Origin of the sequence: Variovorax sp. CCNWLW186, assembly GCF_037203865.1 — a bacterium.
Taxonomy (GTDB): Bacteria; Pseudomonadota; Gammaproteobacteria; order Burkholderiales; family Burkholderiaceae_C; genus Variovorax.
Genome location: NZ_JBBCBO010000008.1, coordinates 21,594 through 40,734, shown reverse-complemented (window position 1 = coordinate 40,734; position 19,141 = coordinate 21,594). Strand labels below are relative to the sequence as shown.

Annotated in this window: 19 protein-coding genes and 1 pseudogene; 17 read left to right on the top strand and 3 right to left on the bottom strand. The window is 65.5% G+C overall.

Annotated elements, in window-relative coordinates:
• Window positions 1-11 precede the first annotated feature (11 nt).
• The 6 genes from V9K97_RS11960 to V9K97_RS11935 all read left to right on the top strand — a co-directional run bounded on the left by V9K97_RS11960 (window position 12) and on the right by V9K97_RS11935 (window position 5,141).
• A complete protein-coding gene (locus V9K97_RS11960) occupies window positions 12-281 on the top strand; it encodes a DUF7710 domain-containing protein (RefSeq protein ID WP_337318248.1) in 270 nt (89 codons plus the stop codon).
• 238 nt (window positions 282-519) lie between these two features.
• Entirely contained in the window at window positions 520-840 is a 321-nt protein-coding gene (locus V9K97_RS11955) for a hypothetical protein (RefSeq protein WP_337318246.1), read from the top strand.
• A 294-nt stretch (window positions 841-1,134) separates the two neighbouring features.
• On the top strand, window positions 1,135-2,139 hold the full coding sequence (locus V9K97_RS11950; RefSeq protein ID WP_337318244.1) for a sugar ABC transporter substrate-binding protein: 1,005 nt from the start codon (window positions 1,135-1,137) through the stop codon (window positions 2,137-2,139).
• A 20-nt stretch (window positions 2,140-2,159) separates the two neighbouring features.
• The gene (locus V9K97_RS11945) at window positions 2,160-3,119 is read left to right on the top strand and encodes an ABC transporter permease (RefSeq protein ID WP_337318242.1); all 960 of its coding nucleotides are present in this window, start codon (window positions 2,160-2,162) and stop codon (window positions 3,117-3,119) included.
• The gene (locus V9K97_RS11940; RefSeq protein ID WP_337318240.1) at window positions 3,119-3,925 is read left to right on the top strand and encodes an ATP-binding cassette domain-containing protein; all 807 of its coding nucleotides are present in this window, start codon (window positions 3,119-3,121) and stop codon (window positions 3,923-3,925) included. Before V9K97_RS11945 ends, V9K97_RS11940 begins: the two co-directional genes overlap by 1 nt.
• Window positions 3,918-5,141, top strand: coding sequence for an ROK family transcriptional regulator (locus V9K97_RS11935; protein WP_337318238.1), 1,224 nt, complete (start codon window positions 3,918-3,920; stop codon window positions 5,139-5,141). Before V9K97_RS11940 ends, V9K97_RS11935 begins: the two co-directional genes overlap by 8 nt.
• Before the next feature lie 13 nt (window positions 5,142-5,154).
• Here the strand turns inward: V9K97_RS11935 and V9K97_RS11930 are convergent, their stop codons facing one another.
• The gene (locus tag V9K97_RS11930) at window positions 5,155-5,643 is read right to left on the bottom strand and encodes a hypothetical protein (RefSeq protein WP_337318236.1); all 489 of its coding nucleotides are present in this window, start codon (window positions 5,641-5,643) and stop codon (window positions 5,155-5,157) included.
• Window positions 5,644-5,657: 14 nt separating this feature from the next.
• Here V9K97_RS11930 and V9K97_RS11925 point away from each other — a divergent pair, with 14 nt between their 5' ends.
• A complete protein-coding gene (locus tag V9K97_RS11925; protein ID WP_337318233.1) occupies window positions 5,658-6,485 on the top strand; it encodes a hypothetical protein in 828 nt (275 codons plus the stop codon).
• A gap of 30 nt (window positions 6,486-6,515) precedes the next feature.
• Here the strand turns inward: V9K97_RS11925 and V9K97_RS11920 are convergent, their stop codons facing one another.
• Together V9K97_RS11920 and V9K97_RS11915 are read right to left on the bottom strand one after the other, a co-directional pair.
• Window positions 6,516-7,526: a Bug family tripartite tricarboxylate transporter substrate binding protein gene (locus tag V9K97_RS11920; protein ID WP_258507656.1), complete on the bottom strand. Its 1,011-nt coding sequence runs from the start codon at window positions 7,524-7,526 to the stop codon at window positions 6,516-6,518.
• Between the two features lie 69 nt (window positions 7,527-7,595).
• Complete coding sequence (locus V9K97_RS11915) at window positions 7,596-8,390, bottom strand: IclR family transcriptional regulator domain-containing protein (RefSeq protein ID WP_157614602.1); 795 nt, start codon at window positions 8,388-8,390, stop codon at window positions 7,596-7,598.
• 140 nt (window positions 8,391-8,530) lie between these two features.
• Here V9K97_RS11915 and V9K97_RS27290 point away from each other — a divergent pair.
• The 10 genes and pseudogenes from V9K97_RS27290 to V9K97_RS11865 all read left to right on the top strand — a co-directional run.
• Window positions 8,531-8,869 (top strand): annotated as a pseudogene (locus tag V9K97_RS27290) (hypothetical protein); the annotation flags it as partial.
• Between the two features lie 700 nt (window positions 8,870-9,569).
• On the top strand, window positions 9,570-10,172 hold the full coding sequence (locus V9K97_RS11905) for a TRAP transporter small permease (RefSeq protein ID WP_337318230.1): 603 nt from the start codon (window positions 9,570-9,572) through the stop codon (window positions 10,170-10,172).
• A 1-nt stretch (window position 10,173) separates the two neighbouring features.
• Window positions 10,174-11,454, top strand: a complete 1,281-nt coding sequence (locus V9K97_RS11900; RefSeq protein ID WP_337318228.1) for a TRAP transporter large permease subunit — start codon at window positions 10,174-10,176, stop codon at window positions 11,452-11,454.
• Between the two features lie 64 nt (window positions 11,455-11,518).
• Entirely contained in the window at window positions 11,519-12,523 is a 1,005-nt protein-coding gene (locus tag V9K97_RS11895; RefSeq protein WP_258507653.1) for a TRAP transporter substrate-binding protein, read from the top strand.
• Between the two features lie 28 nt (window positions 12,524-12,551).
• Window positions 12,552-13,385 (top strand): shikimate dehydrogenase family protein, encoded by an 834-nt coding sequence (locus V9K97_RS11890; RefSeq protein WP_337318442.1) that lies wholly within the window; start codon window positions 12,552-12,554, stop codon window positions 13,383-13,385.
• A gap of 100 nt (window positions 13,386-13,485) precedes the next feature.
• Window positions 13,486-14,697: a 3-carboxy-cis,cis-muconate cycloisomerase gene (gene pcaB, locus V9K97_RS11885; RefSeq protein WP_337318226.1), complete on the top strand. Its 1,212-nt coding sequence runs from the start codon at window positions 13,486-13,488 to the stop codon at window positions 14,695-14,697.
• Window positions 14,694-15,122 (top strand): carboxymuconolactone decarboxylase family protein, encoded by a 429-nt coding sequence (locus V9K97_RS11880; protein ID WP_337318224.1) that lies wholly within the window; start codon window positions 14,694-14,696, stop codon window positions 15,120-15,122. The genes pcaB and V9K97_RS11880 overlap by 4 nt, the downstream gene beginning before the upstream one ends.
• Window positions 15,119-16,339 carry a multidrug effflux MFS transporter gene (locus V9K97_RS11875; protein ID WP_337318223.1) on the top strand — a complete coding sequence of 407 codons (1,221 nt, stop codon included), beginning with the start codon at window positions 15,119-15,121 and terminating at the stop codon, window positions 16,337-16,339. The genes V9K97_RS11880 and V9K97_RS11875 overlap by 4 nt, the downstream gene beginning before the upstream one ends.
• On the top strand, window positions 16,336-17,100 hold the full coding sequence (locus V9K97_RS11870) for an alpha/beta fold hydrolase (protein ID WP_337318221.1): 765 nt from the start codon (window positions 16,336-16,338) through the stop codon (window positions 17,098-17,100). The genes V9K97_RS11875 and V9K97_RS11870 overlap by 4 nt, the downstream gene beginning before the upstream one ends.
• Window positions 17,101-17,242: 142 nt before the next feature.
• Complete coding sequence (locus V9K97_RS11865) at window positions 17,243-19,141, top strand: bifunctional sugar phosphate isomerase/epimerase/4-hydroxyphenylpyruvate dioxygenase family protein (RefSeq protein WP_337318219.1); 1,899 nt, start codon at window positions 17,243-17,245, stop codon at window positions 19,139-19,141.

Here is a 19,141-nt window from a genome sequence, read left to right as displayed (position 1 = left end):
GAGGCATCTATATGAATAGCGTTTGGGTATTTAATGGTGCGGGTGGACGCTTCCCGTCGGCCATTTTTGAAGAAAAATCCGAAGCGGAAGAATGGATCAGAAAGCATAGGCTAACAGGAGTGCTAACCAAATATCCTGTAGGAACTTCCGTTTATCAATGGGCGCTTGAGACCGACAACTTTAAAATAAAAAATGAGAGGGATCAGTCCCCCGAATTCATTCAGAAGTTTTCTTCTGCTGCACAGGAGCATATGCACTATGAAAATGGAAGCTCGGATTGAGGTCGCGCAAGATATTAGAGAATTTTTATACGCTTAAGCGCGTCGGGCTAATTAGAGTGGGGGCTTGGGGTTGGCGGTCAGAGACTGAATGGGCGCGCGAAGAATCTACTGGATGAACTTCAGCCCATAGGAAACATCGAAGTTGCGTTTGGAAAACCGACTGTCTGATGCGTCTGCTTCGTGGGTGATGTACATGATAGTTTTTAGTTTTGGACCCCTCAGCAAAAACGAGCTCGTCATGAGATTTGATGTTAACGGGGCTAGCGAATTTTTGACGGGAATGGCGAATGCCTCGAAAGAAGAAAGCCGATCGGTAGCTATTCCTGGCTTCGAGCTTTCTTGGGAAAAGCTTTCTGATGCTAAGATCGAATTCAAAAGAGAGGACGGGGAGAGGCTGGAGATCAATGGCGCGAGACTAACCCTTGCCATGAGCGATGAGGCTTGTGAATATGCGGAGTTTCTTTTGAAAAAATTCATTGAAGATGGCGAATTTAGTTCATCAGAATTCTGTGGATTTTCTAGAAGGGGTAGAAAATACAATACGCGGTGTTTTTTGTAAAACTCTCTTCGCTTGAGCTCTTGGATTTTTCCAACGGAGTTAAGTAGCACCGATGAAGGCGTCGTGAATCAAGTAGATGTGGTTCACCCCACACTGGCGCCGTGGGGTTCCCGCTACCGCCAGCCTGTTACCACTCCTCACCGTTACCCCGGGTTTCCGATAACTAAATCCACTTGATTTAGTCGCTTCGCTGTTCGATAGTCTCCCTGCGCCCGGATGCCCCACGCCTTCCACGGCCCGCATCCGGATCCCAAGACCGCAGGCGCATTGCCGCCTGCCCACGGAGACACACACATGCTCAGCTCCCGCTCCATCCTGGCCCTGGCGGCCATGTCCCTGGCTGCATCGTCTGCTGCCTTTGCCGCCGACCAGCCGGTCATCGGCCTCGTCACCAAGACCGAAACCAACCCCTTCTTCGTGAAGATGAAGGAGGGCGCGCAGGAAGAAGCCAAGAAGCTCGGCGCCAAGCTGCTTTCGGGCGCGGGCAAGGCCGACGGCGACAACGCGGGGCAGATCACGGCCATGGAAAACATGATTGCCGCGGGCGCCAAGACCATCCTCATCACGCCGAGCGACGCCAAGGCCATCGTGCCGGCAATCAAGAAGGCGCGCGACAAGGGCATCATGGTGATTGCGCTCGACAGCCCGGCCGATCCGCCGGAGGCGACCGATGCGCTTTTTGCCACCAACAACTACACGGCCGGCGTGCTGATCGGCGAATACGCCAAGGCCGCGATGGCCGGCAAGCCGGCGAAGATCGTCGCGCTCGACCTGCTGCCTGGCCACCCGGTGGGCGCGCAGCGGCACAACGGCTTCATGAAGGGCTTCGGCCTGCAGGCGAACGACGCCAAGTCGAACGAGCTGTCGAAGGCGCCTGAAATCGTGTGCATGGCCGACAGCTTCGGCGACCAGGCCAAGGCGCAGACGGCAATGGAGAACTGCCTTCAGAGGGCACCCGACGTGAACCTGGTCTACACCATCAACGAGCCCGCCGCGGCCGGTGCCTACAACGCGCTGAAGCGCGCGGGCAAGGAGAAGGGCGTGATGATCGTCTCGGTCGACGGCGGCTGCCAGGGCATCAAGGACACCAACGCCGGCGTCATTGCGGCCACTTCGCAGCAGTACCCGCTCAAGATGGCGGCCATGGGCGTGGCGGCGGGCGTGGAATATGCCAAGACGGGCAAGAAGGCCTCGGGCTATGTCGACACGGGCGTGACGCTCATCGCCGGCAAGAGCGTGCCGGGCGTCGACAGCAAGGACACCAAGACCGGCGCCGAGCTGTGCTGGGGCAAGAAGTAATCAAGGCCCGGAGCAACTAGATGGCGAAATCTCCGACGCACCACATTCCGTGGGGCGCCCTGGGGCCGTGGCTGGCCCTGCTTGGCGCATGCATCTTCTTTGCGACCCAGTCCGACCGCTTTCTGACGGGCGGCAACCTCTCGCTGATCATGCAGCAGGTGATGGTGGTCGGCGTGATCGCCATCGGCCAGACGCTGATCATTCTCACGGCGGGCATCGACCTGTCGTGCGGCATGGTGATGGCGCTGGGCAGCATCATCATGACCAAGTTCGCGACCGAACTCGGGTTGCCGGTGCCGGTGGCCATCTTGTGCGGCATCGGCGTGACCACGCTATTCGGCCTGCTCAACGGCCTGCTGGTCACGCGCATCAAGCTGCCGCCTTTCATCGTGACGCTGGGTACGCTGAACATCGCATTCGCGATCACGCAGCTGTATTCGTCGTCGCAGACCATCACCGACCTGCCCGCCGGCCTCACGGTGCTGGGCACCACCTTCACCGTGGGCAGCGCCGAAGTGGCGTGGGGCACGGTGCTCATGCTGGTGCTGTATGCGCTCGCCTGGTTTGTGCTGCGCGAAACGGCCGCGGGGCGGCACATCTACGCGGTCGGCAACAACGCCGAGGCCACGCGCCTGGTCGGCATTCCCACACAGCGCGTGCTGCTGGGCGTGTATGTGGCGGCGGGCGTGCTCTACGGCGTTGCCTCGCTGCTGTCGGTGGCGCGCACCGGCGTGGGCGACCCGAATGCGGGCCAGACCGAGAACCTCGACGCCATCACGGCCGTGGTGCTCGGCGGCACCAGCCTGTTCGGCGGGCGCGGCATTGTGCTGGGTTCGCTCATCGGCGTGCTCATCGTCGGCGTGTTCCGCAACGGGCTTACGCTGATGGGCGTGTCGTCGATCTACCAGGTGCTGGTAACGGGCGTGCTGGTGATTCTTGCGGTGGCGGCCGATCAACTCTCGCGCCGGGGAGCACGCTGATGAACGCAGTGGCCAATCCCAAATCCGCCAAGATCGTGATGCAGGCCAGGGGCCTGGTAAAGCGCTACGGCCAGGTGACGGCGCTCGACGGTGTCGACTTCGAGCTGCGCGAAGGAGAAATCCTCGCGGTGATCGGCGACAACGGCGCGGGCAAGTCGTCGCTCATCAAGGCGCTATCGGGCGCGGTGGTGCCGGACGAAGGCGAGATCCTGCTTGACGGTGCGCCGGTGCATTTTCGGAACCCGCTCGACGCGCGCCGGGCCGGCATCGAAACGGTCTACCAGGACCTGGCCGTGGCCCCCGCCATGACCATCTACGAGAACCTCTTTCTCGGCCGCGAGCTGCGCCGCCCGGGCTTCATGGGCAACGTGCTGCGCATGCTCGACAAGAAAAAGATGCTGCAGGAAAGCGCCGCGCGCATGGCAGACCTGAAGGTCGGCATCCAGTCGATGACGCAGGCGGTCGAAACGCTCTCTGGCGGGCAGCGCCAGTGCGTGGCCGTGGCGCGCAGCGCAGCCTTCGCGCGGCACGTGGTCATCATGGACGAGCCCACCGCCGCACTCGGCGTGAAGGAGGGCAACATGGTGCTCGAGCTGATCCGCCGCGTGCGCGACCGCGGGCTGCCCGTGGTGCTCATCAGCCACAACATGCCGCATGTGTTCGAGGTGGCCGACCGCATTCACGTAGCGCGGCTCGGCAAGCGCGCGGCGGTGCTCAACCCGAAGAACATCAGCATGAGCGATACGGTGGCCGTGATGACCGGCGCCATGACGGCCGACCAACTGCCCGCGGAGGCGCATGCCTGATGCAGAAGTCGCTATGCGCCCGCCCGACCTGTTGCGCCCGCGCGGCTCCAACCAGGTGGGCATGCGCCAGTTCAACGAGCGCGTGGTGCTGCAGGCCCTGCGCGTTCACACCAGCCTGCCGAAGGCCGACCTCGCGCGGCTCACCGGGCTGAGCGCGCAGACCATCGGGCTCATTACCGCCCGGCTCGAGGAAGACCAGCTCATCGTGAAGCAGGGCCGCGTGCGCGGCCGCATCGGACAGCCTTCGGTGCCGCTGGCGCTGAACCCGGACGGCGCCTTTGCCATCGGCATCAAGGTGGGACGGCGCGGCGCCGAATGGTTGCTGATCGACTTTGCCGCACAGGTGCGCGAGCGCCATGCCATGAGCTACGACTTTCCGGATGCGCAGGCGCTGCTGCCCGCCATTGCCGAGCACATCCATCGCCTGCGCGACGGGCTCGGGCCGCTGGCTGTGCGCAACGTGGGCGTGGGGCTGGCCGCGCCTTTTCTGCTTGGCGGCTGGCACCGCACGCTGGGCCTGTCGAAGGCGCAGTCGGACGAGTGGAACCAGATGGACCTGCTGGCCGAGGTAAGGGCGCGCACTGAGGTGCCTGTGAGCTTTGCGCGGGACACGGTCGCCGCCTGCGTGGCCGAACTGGTCGGCGGGCGCGGTCACGACCTGAAGAGCTTTTTGTACATCTTCGTCGACACCTTCGTGGGCGGCGGGCTGGTGATCGATTCGCACCTGCACACCGGTGCGCACGGCAACGCGGGAGCATTGGCCTCGTTGCCGATGCAGTCGGTGCGAGCCGGTGGCACGCTGCCGCCGCAGGTCATGGCCGAGGCTTCGCTCTGGGAGCTGGAGCAGCGGCTGCAGGCGCAAGGGCTGGATACCACTGCCGCGTATGACGACCGCGCGCTACAGGCGCCGTATGCAGCGGTTACCAAAGCCTGGCTGGGCTCCGCATCGCTGGCCTTGGCCCATGCCATCGTGAGCAGCACGGCGGTGCTCGACCTCGCCGATGTGGTGATGGACGGTTCGATGTCACGCTCGCTGCTGCAGGCGCTGCTCGAACAGACGCGCGCGGCGCTGGCCCAGTGCAACTGGGAAGGGCTATGGCCGCCGCAGCTGCATGGAGGCAGGCTGGGCGCGCAGGCCTGTGCGCTGGGCGGGGCCATGCTGCCGCTGCACGCCAATTTCGCGCCCGACCACGACGTGTTCCTGAAGGCGGCCTAGGGGCTTGCGCAGCTCACAAGCTTGCGGATGCGTGCACGCCGCGCGGCAGCCGCAACGTGCTCGCTTGCGCGCCTTCGGGGCAAGGTCCATCGGAATAGCTTGCTTCGCCTTCGGGCATGACGCACTTGTGCACCTCGACCACGGCCGGTGCGGCCTTGGCGGGCGTCTCCGCCGGAGCGACTACAGGGGCCCCGAAGTTCGCGTTTGCGAGCGGCGCATAAGCGGGCGCATACGGCGACATGGGCATGACCGGTTCAGGGGACGAGCGGGCCACTTCACTCGGCAACGCCCGCGTGCCGGTGGCCGGCTCGACATGCGCCGGCATGACTGCCGGTGCCAACCCGGGCGCGCGTGCGGCGCTCTCTTGAACCAGGTCTTTCAAGGTCACATAGAAAAGCGACACCGCGACCAGTGCCACACCCAGGCAAGGCGCCCAGTAACGGCTGGAGCCTTGCGCAATATCCGGTTGCCCGGTCTTGCCGATCGTCTGTTCGAGGCCCATGGCTGAAGTTCCTTGTGAGTGTTCAGCCGTTCTACCGGCCGCAACCGACCGCCCTTGTAGGCCTGCGCCATGCGCCACGACGGAATACGCCTCGAAAACGCCGCGGAGAAAGCCGCCAGGACGGTTCGAAAGGGCCGAGACGCGAGAGTTTCGATAATGCAGTCCGTCCAGTAGATAGAACCGACCGCAAAATGAGTGCCGCAGATTTCCTCTTCGCCCCCGAAGTACAAAAGCTACTGATGGTTGCCTACGCGGCGCCTGACCAACCGTTTTCTTCCAGCGAGCTGGCCAAGCGCTCGAAGCTCGAACCCGATGATGCAGCGCGCACGCTGGAGCACCTTGTCGGCAGCGGCATCCTGAAGCGCAGCAAACCGAAGGCAGACGAGGCCGAGACCATTTCGGTCGACCGCGCGTTCATCTTTCACGACGAGTTGCGCAACATTGCGCTCAAGTCTTTTGCCGCAGCCGAACCGGTCCGCTCCATGCTGCGCACAAAGTTCAAGGACTCGGTCATGCGCGCATTCATCCTGCAAGAGGACAAGGACGGCACCCTGGAGCTCCTCGTCGTGCACGGCCAGCTGGTGCCCGATGAATCCGCCATGAAGGCCGCGTGCCAGAAGCTGTCGAAGAACATCCACCGCCATCTGAAGATGCACGTCATCTCGAGCATCAGGTTCAACAGCCTCACGCCGCGCGACTCGCTCGCGTCGAAGATTGCGGCACCGGGCGCGCTCGAAATCATTGCGCTTGGCGATACGAAGGCTCAGCCGCCGGTCGAGAAGGTCGGCCTTCTGCAAAGCGCGAAGAAGAAACTCGCAACGCTGGCGCGCCCTTCGGCGTAAGCGCGCAGCGCGAGGCCGTTCAGGCCCGGCTCAGTCCGGCTTGATGTTGGCCCTTGCAATCACCTTTTGCCAACGTGCCTGCTCGGCCGCAATGAACTGTGCGAACTGTTCGGGCGTGCCGCCGATGGCCTCGGCCGCATCGCCCGTCAGCCGCTGCATCGAGTCGGGCGACTTCACGGCCTTCATGGTCTCGGCAGAGAGCTTGGCCAGCTGCGCGGGCTCGATGCTGGCCGGCGCAAGCATGCCGTACCACTGCGTCATCTCGAAGCCTGGAAAGCCTTGCTCGGCCACCGTGCCCACGTCGGGCAGTTGCGGCAAACGCTTGGCCGAACCCGTGGCAATGCAACGCACCTTGCCGCTCTTGATGAACGGAAGGATGGCCGCCGCACCGATGGCCGAGGCATCGAGCCGGCCCGAGAGCAGGTCGGTCACCATGGGGCCGGTGCCGCGGTAGGGCACATGCAGCATGAAGACGTTGGCGGTCATCTTCAGGTACTCGAAGGCCAGGTGGCCCGCGCTGCCGTTGCCCGCGGAGCCGTAGCTCAGCTTGCCCGGCTTCGACTTGGCGTAGGCGATGAACTCCTTCAGGTTCTGCGCCGGTACGTCGGGGTGCACCACGTACAGGCTGGGCACCTTGGCCAGCAGGCTCACGGGCTTGAAGTCCTTGTTCGCGTCGTAGGGCAGCTTGGCAAAGATGTACGGGTTGACCGCCAGCGTGCCGATGTGCCCGAGGATCAGTGTGTGCTGGTCGGTGGCGCGCGCCACTTCGCTCATCGCAATGTTGCCGGCCGCGCCGGGCTTGTTGTCGACGAAAACGCTTTGCCCGAGCGTGCGGGAAAGTTCGGCGGCCGTGGAGCGCGCCACGATCTCCGAACTGCCGCCCGGCGCAAAGGGCACCACGAAGCGGATCGACTTGCTGGGCCAGGCGGCCTGGGCCGAAACCAGCGAGGGCAGCAGGCCGCCAAGGGCCAGCGCGCCGCCGCCTTGCAGCCATTGGCGGCGCGTGGACTGTTGATCGTTCAGGAAGAAGTTGTCGGACATGAATTTGTCTCCGTTGCTTTTGTGTGAGGGGAGCATCTTGCCCGACGAATGCAGCCGCAACCTGCCGGGTCAGATCAGGTTGCGCATCGCCTGCGCCGTCTCGCGCAGCACCGGCAGCACGCGCGCCACCGCGTCCTCGGAGCTTTCGTGGCCCATGGGCATGGTGATGTTGAGCGCGCCCAGCAGCATGCCGTGGCGGTCGCGCAGCGGCACCGCAATGCCGCGCGAGTTCAGGTCGAGCTGCTGCTCCGACAGGGCCCAGCCTTGTGCGCGGATGCGCGCCAGCTCGAGCTTCATGCGCTCCTTGCTTGCGATGGTGTGCGAGGTGAACACCTGCAGTTCGCGCGTGGCGAGCCATTCGGCCAGCTCGGCGTCGCCGCGCAGCGCCAGCATCAGCATGCCCGCGGCCGTCACCTGCGCCGGCACGCGCGCGCCGAGCACGTAGCCGGTGCTCATGCTGCGGTTGGGGCCGTTGCGCGCGATGTAGACGACCTCGTCGCCGTCCATCACGCTGAGGTAGGCGATCTCGTTGGTGCCTGCCGCCACGCGCTGCAGAAACGGCTGGACGATGCGCGGCAGCCGCGCCGAGTCGAGGTACGACTGGCCCAGCCGCAGCACGCGCGGCGTGAGCCAGAACAGCTTGCCGTCGCTGGCCACGTAACCCATGTGCTGCAACGTCAGCAGATAGCGGCGCGCAGCCGTGCGGGTCATGCCGGTGCGCTCGCCGGCCTGGCTGGCGGTCAGGCGCGGGTGGGCATCGTCGAAGGCTTCGATGATGCTCACGCCGCGCTCCAGGCCGGCGATCCAGTCGCGCTTGTCGAGCCCGGGCGGCGCGGGGGAAAGGTCGGTGAGATCGGTGCTCATGGTGCGGGAGTTTGCCGTGCCGGCGGCGCTGCAGCGCTCAGCCCTCATCAGGATTAACCCTGTTTTTGTGCGATGAACGAACGCATTAAGACGATAGTCGTGCATTTCCGGTGCTGCGGAAGGCGGTCTTGGGACTCAAGATGGATAAAGTGCGCCCTGGCGATGGCTTAGGAGCGATTGCCGCACAAAAGAGGCAAGACATGACCACCTCCATCACCGGCAGCACCCTGGCGTACCTGATCCCCGGCGACCCCGTGCGCAACGTGCGCCTGCCGAAGATGTTCAACGCCGTGTTCGAGCGCTTCGGCATCGACGCGGTGCTGGTGCCCATGCAGGTGCCGCTGCGCGACTTTGCGGTGTTCCTCAAGTCGGCCTTCCTGGCGCGCAACGTGCGCGGCATGGTGATTGCGCCGCCGCACAAGCCGCTGGCCGTCGACCTGCTCGACGGATGCGGCCTGTTCGGCCGCGTGGCAGGCTCGGTCAATGTGGTGCGCCGCATCGAGAACAACGAACTGGAAGGCGACCTGTTCGACGGCGAAGGCCTGCTGGGTGCGCTCGATCATTTCAACATTCCGTTCCGCGGCAAGCGGGTGCTGATCCTCGGCGCCGGCGTGAGCGCTGCGGCCATCGGCGTTGCGCTGGCCGAAGGCGGCACCGTGGATGGCGCGGAGCACATTGCCCTGTACGACACCTCGGCCGGCAAGGCGGCGGGCGTGGCGGCCAAGCTCGATGCGTTCTTCGATGCCAACGTGGTGGCGGTCGACAGCAATGCACCCGAAGGCTACGACCTGGTCATCAATGCCACGTCGCAGGGGCTGGAAGAGACCGACGCTCTGCCGGTCGATGTTGCGCGCATGGAGCCCCACGCCGCACTGTTCGACATCTTGCTGCGCAACCAGCCGACGCCCTTGGTGCGCGCCGCGCGTGCCCGCGGGCTCAACGCACAGGCTGGCTTCGAAATGCTGATCCAGCAAATGCCGCACTACTTTGCGTATTTCGGCCATGCCGAGGCGGCGCAGGGCCTGCGCAGGGACGCGGATTTTCTGCGCGAGATCATCTATCCGCCCGCCATGCATGCGGAGATTGCCGCCCCTCTGCGCTATCGCTCCGACACCGTCGCCTGAAGGTGCTTGCGGAGCGGCGCCGAGCGGAACAATTTCAACAAGAGGCAAAAGAACAATGACAAGAATCTTCTCGTGGTACTGCCGCGGGCTCGAAGGGCTCATGGCGCTGATGCTGGCCATCATGGTGGTCATGGTGTTCGGCAACGTGGTGCTGCGCTACGGATTCAACTCGGGCATTACCGTGTCGGAAGAGGTGTCGCGCTGGCTCTTCGTCTGGATGACCTTTCTGGGGGCCATCGTCGCGGTGCGCGAGCACGGCCACCTGGGCACCGACATGCTGATCTCGAAGCTGCCCACGTGGGGCAAGAAGCTGTGCGTGTACCTGTCGCACGGGCTGATGCTGTTCGCCTCGTACCTGCTGCTCACGGGCAGTTGGCAGCAGACGCTCATCAACTGGGACGTGAGCGCACCTACCACCGGTGCCTCGGTCGGCATCTTCTATTTTGTCGGCGTGGTGTTCGGCGTCTCGGCCATCGTGTTCCTGCTGTACGACCTCTGGCGTGCAGTGACCGGAAAGCTCAGCGACGCCGAACTGGTCATGGTGCACGAGTCGGAAGAGCAGGGCGACATCGACCGCATCAACGCCGAGCTTGCGCGGCGCGATGCCGAAGAGGCCTCGGCCCGCCACCGCGGCGGCAACGGCGCACGAGGCAACTGACATGACGATCGCCATCTTCCTCGGTGCCCTGCTGGGTGCCATGGCCATCGGCGTGCCGATCGCCTATTCGCTGCTGCTGTGCGGTGTTGCGCTGATGTGGCACCTCGACTTGTTCGATGCGCAGATCCTCGCGCAGAACGTGATCAACGGCGCCGACAGCTTTCCGCTTCTGGCCGTGCCCTTTTTCATGCTGGCCGGCGAAGCCATGAACCAGGGCGGCCTGTCGCGGCGCATCGTGAACCTGGCGCTGGCGGTGGTGGGCCACGTGCGCGGCGGGCTCGGCTACGTGGCGATCGTGGCGGCCTGCATCCTGTCGGCCCTCTCGGGCTCCGCGGTGGCCGATGCGGCGGCGCTCTCGGCGCTGCTGATCCCGATGATGGTGGCCGCGGGGCACGACAAGGCGCGCTCGGGCGGCCTGATCGCGGCCTCCGGCGTGATCGGCCCGATCATTCCGCCCTCTATCGGGTTCGTCATCTTCGGTGTGGCCGCCAACGTGTCGATCTCCAAGCTGTTCCTGGCGGGCATCTTCCCGGGCATTTTGATCGGCGCCTCGCTGTGGTTCACGTGGTGGTGGCTGGTGCGCAAGGAAAAGGTGCTGCCGCCGCCGCGCAAGTCCAAAGGCGAGATGCTCACCGCGCTGCGCGAAGCGACCTGGGCGCTGCTGCTGCCGCTGATCATTCTCGTGGGCTTGCGCTTCGGCATCTTCACGCCCACCGAGGCGGCCGTGGTGGCTGCGGTGTATGCGATCTTCGTGGCCACGGTGGTCTACCGCGAGCTCAAGCCCTCGCAGTTCTACGTCATGTTCGTGTCGGCCGCCAAGACCAGCGCGATCGTGATGTTCCTGGTTGCGGCGGCCATGGTCTCGGCCTGGCTCATCACCGTGGCCGACCTGCCGGCCAAGCTGGTGGCGTTGCTCGAGCCGCTGATCGCAAGCCCGATGCTGCTGATGATCGTGATCATGGTGCTGGTGATGGCGGTGGGCACCGCAATGGACATGACGCCCACCATCCTGATCCTCACGCCGGTGCTGATGCCGGTGGTCAAGGCGGCGGGCATCGATCCGATCTACTTCGGCGTGCTGTTCATCATCAACAACTCGATCGGCCTGATCACGCCGCCGGTAGGCACCGTGCTCAACGTGGTGGCCGGCGTCGGGCGCATGAAGATGGATGAGCTCACGCGCGGCGTGTGGCCCTTTGCGCTCGCAGAGTTCGGAATGATGTTCCTGATGGTCATGTTTCCGCAGCTCGTGATCTGGCCGGCCCGGCTGCTGAGCGGCTGAGGCGCTGGCCAGCCGACCTTTCCCCAATTCGCTTTTCTTATTTCAACCCGAGGAGACTTTCACCATGAACAAATTTTTCAGCAAGACGCTGGTCGCCCTGGTCGCGGTCGCGGCCATGGGCGGGGCCGCCGCCCAGGTGAAGGAACGCACGCTCAAGTTCGCGTTCCAGAACCAGACCGGCCATCCGCAGGCACAGGGTGCGCAGAAGTTCGCAGACCTCGTTGCCGAGAAGTCGGGCAAGAAGATCACCGTCAAGCTCTTTCCGGGCGGCACGCTCGGCGGCGACCTGCAGACCGTTTCGGCCATGCAGGGCGGCACCATCGAGATGACGGTGCTCAACGCCGGCATCCTGACCGCGCAGGTGAAGGAATTTGCCGCCTACGATTTCCCGTTCCTGTTCAACAACGCGCAGGAAGCCGACGCGGTGACCGACGGCCCCTTCGGCCAGAAGATGCTCGCCAAGCTGGACGAGAAGAACCTGCACGGCCTCGGCTACTGGGACCTGGGCTTCCGCAACCTGACCAACAGCAAGCGTCCGATTGCCAAGGCCGAGGACATCGCGGGCCTGAAGATCCGCGTGATCCAGTCGCCGATCTACATCGACCTGTTCAACACGCTGGGCGCCAACGCCACGCCGATGCCCTTCCCGGAGCTGTATTCGGCGCTGGACCAGAAGGCGGTCGACGGCCAGGAGAACCCCAACACCGTGATCGCATCGTCGAAGTTTGCCGAGGTGCAGAAGCACATCACGCAAACGCGCCACATCTACAACCCGCAGGCGCTGATCATCAGCAAGAAGACCTGGGACAGCATGAGCGCCGAAGAAAAGAAGATCATCGGCGACGCCGCTGCCGAAGCCACCAAGTTCCAGCGCGAGGCCTCGCGCGCCGCGGCCGACACCGCGCTCGACACGCTCAAGAAGGCCGGCATGACGGTGACCGAGCTCCCGCCCGCCGAAATGGCCAAGTTGCGCGACAAGGTCAAGCCCGTGATCGACAAGTACACGGCCACCGTGGGCGAGGCGACCGTGAAGGAACTGATGGCCGAGATCGCAAAGGTCCGCAAGTAAGTTCAACGACAGGCGAATGAAGGACAGCATGATCACCGGCAAGACCACCCTCGTCGCGCACCTGGGCTTTCCCACCGAGAGCTTCAAGGCGCCGATGATCTACAACCCATGGTTCGAGAAGCAGGGCATCGACGCGGTCGTGGTGCCGATGGGCGTGAAGCCGGAGGACTACCCCGCGGCGTTTGCCGCGCTGTTCCGGCTCACCAACATCCGGGGTGCGCTGGTGACCATGCCGCACAAGATCACGACCATGGGCCTGGTCGACGAGGTCACGCCGACCGCGAAGATCGCCGGGGCCTGCAACGCGGTGCTCAAGCGCGCCGACGGCACGCTGGTGGGCGACCAGTTCGATGGCGCGGGTTTTGTCCGCGGCGTTCTGCGCAAGGGCTGCGCGCTCGAGGGCGCGCGCGTGCTGATCTCTGGAAGCGGCGGTGTCGGCTCGGCCATTGCGGCTTCGCTGGCTGCCGCCGGCGTCGCGCAGATTGCGCTCTTCGACGCCCACGCGCCGTCGGCCGATGCGCTTGCCGGACGGCTGCGCACGCACTATCCCGCGCTGGCCGTTTCCACGGGCTCGAACGACCCGGCCGGTTTCGACGTGGTCGTCAACGCCACGCCGCTCGGTATGAAGGAGGGCGATGCGCTGCCTTTCGACGTCGACCGCATCGCGCCTTCGACCTTCGTCGGCGAGGTGGTCATGAAGTCCGAATACACGCCGCTGCTGCGTGCCGCACTGGACAAGGGCTGCGCGGTGCAGGTCGGCACCGACATGCTGTTCGAGATGATTCCCGCGTATCTCGAATTCTTCGGCTTTGGCACCGCCACGGCCGACGAGCTGCGCGCCGAGGCGAAGATCAGCTACTGAGTTGCGACCGACGCAAACGCCTACGTCCCACGGGCGTGTTGCGAACGCGGTGTAATGCCGTCTCGCCGCCCGATTTTTTTGATGCAAAGAGGCGTTCACCATGAGTATTTTTGAAGGCTTTCTTTCCACTTCCGAAACGCTTTCAGCCTTCAGCGACCGCAACTTTGTCGACGCCATGCTGCGCTTCGAGGCGGCGCTCACGCGGGCGCAGGCCGCCGTCGGGCTGGTGCCTGAATCGGCCGCGCATTCGATCGTCGGAAGCTGCAAGGTCGAGCTGTTCGACGTGGCGAAGATCGTGCGCGACAGCGGCCGCGCGGGCAGCGTTGCAATTCCGCTGGTCAAGGCATTGAAAGAGGCCGTGGGCCTGTTCAATGCGGAGGCCGTGCCTTTCGTGCATTTCGGCAGCACCAGCCAGGACGTGATCGACACGGCCATGGCATTGGTCACGCGCGAGGGCATGGCGCTCATCGAGAAGGACCTCGATCGCGCGATCGAGGCGCTGCTGCAGCATGCCGCGCAGCATGCCGCCACGCCGATTCTTGCGCGCACGCTGATGCAGCCGGCCTCGGTCACCAGCTTCGGCCTCAAGTGCGCGGGCTGGGCCGCGCCGCTGGTGCGCAGCCGCGTGCGCTTGCGCACGGCCGCGCGCCACGCCCTCAACGTGCAGCTCGGCGGAGCCGTCGGCACGCTCTCGCAGATGAAGGGGCAGGGCCCGGCCGTGGTGCAGCGCGTGGCGGACGAGCTCGGCCTTGGCAACGCCGGTGCCACTTGGCACACGCAGCGCGACGAATGGGTCGCACTCGGCTGCGAACTGGGCCTGCTCACCGGCAGCCTGGGCAAGATCGCGCGCGACATCTCGCTCATGGGGCAGTATGAAGTCGGCGAGGTGGCCGAACCCACCGAGCCGGGCCGCGGCGGCTCCTCGGCCATGCCGCACAAGCGCAACCCCGTGGCCTCGATGGTCGCCCTGGCCGCGGCGCAGCGTGCGCCGCAGCGCGTGGCCGCGCTGCTGGCCGCCATGCCGCAGGAACACGAGCGCGCCCTCGGCGGCTGGCAAGCCGAGCTGGCCGAGTGGCCGCAACTGCTGATGTCCGCCCATGGCAGCGCACGCGCCCTGGCCGGTGCGCTGCCGGGCCTGCAGATCGACGCGGCGCGCATGCGCGCCAACATCGACACGCTTCGAACGGAACTGCCGCGCGAGGCAGCCGACGAATGGTTCAGCCCGGCCCTGGCCGGACCGGCAGGCGAAACCGCGCTGCGCCAGGTGACGGCGCTGCGCGACCAACTGATTGCGAAAGACACATCCCGATGACCGATCCGAAAAGCACACCTCCCGCCGGTGACTACGAAGCGGGCCTTGTCAACCGCCGGCGCGTGCTCGGCGATGCGTGGGTCGACAAGTCGCTGGCCAACCGCAACGAGTTCAACGCCGAGTTCCAGGAGCTCATCACGCGCCACGCGTGGAACGACATCTGGGGCCGGCCCGCGCTGGGCGACAAGACGCGCCGCTTCATGGTGCTGTCGATGATGCTGGGCATTCATGCGTATGAGGAATTCGCCATGCACGTGCGCGCGGCGCTCGACGGCCCGTCCGAATCGCGCCTGACGCCGGACGACATCAAGGAAGTGATCATGATGGCGGCCATCTACTGCGGCGTGCCGGTGGCCAACCACGCCTTCGGCATTGCGACCGGCATCTTGCGGGAGAAGGGCCTGCTGGCAGCAGCCCCGCAGTGACCGGGCCCACGGATATTCGCAAAGGGCGCTTCGACGTCGGCTTTGGCTTGCTGCTGCCGCTGCTCCTGGCGGCCCAGCCTGTGGCCACCGACAGCTACCTGCCCGCGCTGCCCGCCATTGCCAATGAGCTGGGCTCGGCCAGCACCAGCCTCACGCTGTTTGTGCTGGCCTTTGGGTTTGCGCAATTGCTGTGCGGGCCGCTGGCCGACCGCTTCGGGCGGCGGCCCGTGCTGTTGGTGGGGCTGGGTTGCTACGTGGTCGCGGCGCTGGGCGGTGCATTCGCCGGCAGCGTGGCGGTGCTTGCGGGCTGGCGTACGCTGCAGGGCTTTTCGATGGCGGCCATTCTGGTTTGCGCGCGCGCCGCGGTGCGCGACCTGTACCCCGCGCACGAGGGGCCGCACGTCATGGCGCGCGGGCTCACCGGGTTGGGTGTGGTCGGGCTCCTCGCGCCGCTGCTTGGCGCGTGGCTGGTGCAAGGGGCGGGCTGGCGCTGGGTGATGGGGTCGATGGCGCTGTATGCGCTGGTGCTCTTTGCGCTCTGCTGGCGTTCATTCGGCGAAACGCGGCGGCCGCTGGCGGGCGATGTTTCCGCGCCGCGCGGCAGTGCGCGCGCCGTGTTTGCGAGTCGCAGCTTTCGCGCCTGGGCTTCGGTGGCCGCAACCACCTACGGCGGCCTGTTCTGCTTTTTGCTGCTGTCGCCGATGGTCTACATCGGCTATCTGGGCTGGTCGCCCGCGATGTACGGCTGGATTCCGGCCGGCGGCTCGCTGGTCTACATTTTCAGCACCACGATGTGCCGGCGCCTGCTGCGCAAATACGGGCCTGTGCACACCGTTCAGCTTGGCGCTACGCTGAGCATTGCCGGCGCGACGATCCAGGCGCTGGGCTGCTGGCTGGCGCCGCACAGTGCGGTGCCGCTGCTGGTGGGGCACGCCGTCTATTGCCTTGGCCACGGCATCCACCAGCCCTGCGGCCAGGCCGGTGCGGTGGGCGACTTGCCGCACCTGGCGGGTCGCGCCGTGTCGTGGTCGGGCTTCGGCATGATGATGGTTGCATTCAGCGTCGGGCAAATTGCGGCACAGTTTGTCGACACCGGTTATTCGAACGGCGCCTGGCCGATGGTCGTGCCCATGCTGCTCGCGGGCTGCGTGCTGCTGGCCATCGCATTTCTCTGGCTGCCGCGTCTTCAACACCCGATAAGGAAGGAACCAACATGACCCGTTTGAACGTCGTCCGCGAAGGCAGCGGCCCCTTCGTCGTGCTGAGCCATGCGCTGGGCTGCGACCTGCACATGTGGGACGGCGTGGCCGAGCAGCTTGCGCGCGGCCACACCGTCATCCGCTACGACCACCGCAACCATGGCGGCTCCGAGGTGGTGCCGGGGGCGCTGCGCATCGAAACACTGGCGCAGGACGTGGCCGAGCTCATCCAGCGCGAGACCGGCGGAGAGCCGGTGCATTTCGTCGGCCTTTCGATGGGCGGCATGACGGCGCAGGCGCTGGCGGTGCGGCATCCCGAGCTGCTGCGCAGCGTGGTCATTGCAAATTCGTCGGCCCACTACCCCGACCAGTCGCCGTGGCGCGCGCGCGTTGAAACGGTGGCCGCCAAAGGCGTGGCGGCCATTGCGCCGGGTGCCGTGTCGCGCTGGCTGACGCACGGCTATGTCACCACGCAAGAAGGCAAGGCGGCCGCGCAGGCGCTGAACGAGGTGCTGGTGCGCACCGATGCGCAGGGCTACATCGAGAGCTGCAATGCCGTGGCCGCCATCGATTTTCGCGAGAGCAACCGCCGCATTGCCGTGCCCACGCTGGTCATTGCGGGCCTGCAGGACGAAGCCACGCCGCTGGTCATGTCGGAGGCCATGGTGGCCGCCATTCCCGGCGCGCGACTGGCCACCATCGATGCGGCGCACCTGAGTGCGGTGGAGCGGCCGGTTGAATTTACGCAGCTGCTGATCGATTACTGGCGCAGTCTCTGAAAATCGGCCGCTCGCGGAGCGGGATCACGCCTAGGTCTAACCCCTATTTCGTGCGAACACTGCACGTAGGCGTTCGATTATCGAACTGCAGGTGAGCGTGGAGCATTGTGGGCAGGGCGCCGTGTTTCTAAAGTCGGTTCCCATGCATCGCTCCATTGCCACCGTTTCTCTCAGCGGCACGCTTCGCCAGAAGCTCGAAGCCGTTTCGGCCGCGGGCTTCGACGGCATCGAATTGTTCGAGAGCGACTTCGTCAACTTCAAGGGCAGTGCCAGTGAGCTCGGCCGCATTGCCGCCGACCTTGGCCTGTCGATCGACCTGTACCAGCCGTTCCGCGATTTCGAGGGCATGCCCGAGGCGCAGTTCCGGCGCAGCCTGGAGCGCGCCGAACGCAAGTTCGACCTGATGGAGGCGATGGGCGCGCCGATGATGCTGTGCTGCTCGAACACCTCGCCGCTCGCCATCGATGACCCGGCGCTTGCCGCGGCGCAGCTGCACGAGCTGGCGGAGCGCGCCGCACGCCGCAACCTGCGCGTGGGCTTCGAGGCCCTGGCCTGGGGCCGCTTCACTTCGCTCTATGGCCAGGCCTGGAACATCGTGCGCGAGGCCGGTCATCCGAACCTCGGCTTGATCCTGGACAGCTTTCACACGCTGTCGCTGAAGGACGATCCCGCGGGCATCGCCCAGATTCCGGGCGACAAGATCTTCTTTTTGCAGATGGCCGATGCGCCGCTGCTTTCGATGGACGTGCTGCAGTGGGCCCGCCATCACCGTTCGTTTCCGGGGCAGGGCGACCTTGCCGTGATCGGGTTCTTCGAGCAGGTGCTGCGCGCGGGCTACACGGGGCCGCTGTCGCTCGAGATCTTCAACGACATCTTCCGCGAGACACCGAATCGCCGCACCGCGGTGGATGCGATGCGCTCGCTGCTGTATCTCGAAAGCGAGGCGCAGCGGCGCCTTGCGGCGGCGGCCGAAACCGCGGCCGTGCCCGTGCCGCCGCAACGCGTCGAGCTTTTCAATCCGCCCCCCGTGCCGGCGCTGTCGGGCCTCTCGTTCATCGAGTTCGCGGCTGACGAAAGCTCGGCCCGCACGCTCGGCGCACTGCTTGGGCAACTCGGCTTCCGCCGCGTCGGCCGGCACCGCTCGAAGGCCGTGATGCTGTACCGGCAGGGCGAGATCAACCTGATCGTCAATGCGCAGCCGGATTCGTTCGCGCGCAGCCGCTTCGATGCGCACGGCACCTCGGTGTGCGCGCTGGGCGTGCGCTGCGCTGACCCGCTGGCAGCGGTCGATCGCGCCACGGCGATGCGATCGCAACGCCACGACAGCCCGGTCGGTCCCAATGAACTGCGAGTGCCGGCCATCGTGGCGCCGGGCGGCAACCTCATTCACTTCGTGTCGGAAGCATTGGGCGCGAATGGCCTGTACGAGGCGGATTTCATCCTCGAAGAAGACGCAGCCGAGGCCGGTGGCGCCGGCCTGACGCAGATCGACCACGTGGCCCTTGGCCTGGCGGTGGACCAACTCGACACCTGGGTGCTGTTCACACGCGCGGTGCTGGGGCTGGAGCCGGGCGAAAGCCTGGAGCTGGCCGATCCGTTCGGGCTCATTCGAAGCCGCGGTGTGGCCGATGCGGCGCGAAGCGTGCGGCTGGTGCTCAACGTGTCGCTGAGCCAGCGCACCCGCACCGCGCGCACGCTGAGCGTGACGGGCGGCGGCGCGGTGCACCACATTGCCTTGCGGTGCGAAGACATCTTCGAAAGCGTGGAGCGGCTGCGCGCCAACGGCACGCGCTTCGTGCCCATTTCGGGCAACTACTACGACGACCTGGCCACGCGCATCGATCTCGACCCGGCGCTGCTCGCACGCATGCGCGCGGCGGGCGTGCTGTTCGACCGCTCTGCGGCCGGCGACTACCTGCACATCTACACCGAGAGCATCGAAGGCGGGCTCTTCTTCGAACTGGCACAACGCACCGCGGGCTACGACGCCTACGGTGCCCTCAATGCACCCGCCCGCATGGCATCGCAGGCGCAGGAATAA

What these genes read in the sequence shown, in the direction of transcription:
- V9K97_RS11960 (WP_337318248.1), top strand. Translation starts at nt 12, where the DNA reads ATGAATAGCGTTTGGGTATTTAATGGTGCGGGTGGACGCTTCCCGTCG.
- V9K97_RS11955 (WP_337318246.1), top strand. Translation starts at nt 520, where the DNA reads ATGAGATTTGATGTTAACGGGGCTAGCGAATTTTTGACGGGAATGGCG.
- V9K97_RS11950 (WP_337318244.1), top strand. Translation starts at nt 1,135, where the DNA reads ATGCTCAGCTCCCGCTCCATCCTGGCCCTGGCGGCCATGTCCCTGGCT.
- V9K97_RS11945 (WP_337318242.1), top strand. Translation starts at nt 2,160, where the DNA reads ATGGCGAAATCTCCGACGCACCACATTCCGTGGGGCGCCCTGGGGCCG.
- V9K97_RS11940 (WP_337318240.1), top strand. Translation starts at nt 3,119, where the DNA reads ATGAACGCAGTGGCCAATCCCAAATCCGCCAAGATCGTGATGCAGGCC.
- V9K97_RS11935 (WP_337318238.1), top strand. Translation starts at nt 3,918, where the DNA reads ATGCCTGATGCAGAAGTCGCTATGCGCCCGCCCGACCTGTTGCGCCCG.
- V9K97_RS11930 (WP_337318236.1), bottom strand. Translation starts at nt 5,643, where the DNA reads ATGGGCCTCGAACAGACGATCGGCAAGACCGGGCAACCGGATATTGCG.
- V9K97_RS11920 (WP_258507656.1), bottom strand. Translation starts at nt 7,526, where the DNA reads ATGTCCGACAACTTCTTCCTGAACGATCAACAGTCCACGCGCCGCCAA.
- V9K97_RS11915 (WP_157614602.1), bottom strand. Translation starts at nt 8,390, where the DNA reads ATGAGCACCGATCTCACCGACCTTTCCCCCGCGCCGCCCGGGCTCGAC.
- V9K97_RS11905 (WP_337318230.1), top strand. Translation starts at nt 9,570, where the DNA reads ATGACAAGAATCTTCTCGTGGTACTGCCGCGGGCTCGAAGGGCTCATG.
- V9K97_RS11900 (WP_337318228.1), top strand. Translation starts at nt 10,174, where the DNA reads ATGACGATCGCCATCTTCCTCGGTGCCCTGCTGGGTGCCATGGCCATC.
- V9K97_RS11895 (WP_258507653.1), top strand. Translation starts at nt 11,519, where the DNA reads ATGAACAAATTTTTCAGCAAGACGCTGGTCGCCCTGGTCGCGGTCGCG.
- V9K97_RS11890 (WP_337318442.1), top strand. Translation starts at nt 12,552, where the DNA reads ATGATCACCGGCAAGACCACCCTCGTCGCGCACCTGGGCTTTCCCACC.
- pcaB (WP_337318226.1), top strand. Translation starts at nt 13,486, where the DNA reads ATGAGTATTTTTGAAGGCTTTCTTTCCACTTCCGAAACGCTTTCAGCC.
- V9K97_RS11880 (WP_337318224.1), top strand. Translation starts at nt 14,694, where the DNA reads ATGACCGATCCGAAAAGCACACCTCCCGCCGGTGACTACGAAGCGGGC.
- V9K97_RS11870 (WP_337318221.1), top strand. Translation starts at nt 16,336, where the DNA reads ATGACCCGTTTGAACGTCGTCCGCGAAGGCAGCGGCCCCTTCGTCGTG.
- V9K97_RS11865 (WP_337318219.1), top strand. Translation starts at nt 17,243, where the DNA reads ATGCATCGCTCCATTGCCACCGTTTCTCTCAGCGGCACGCTTCGCCAG.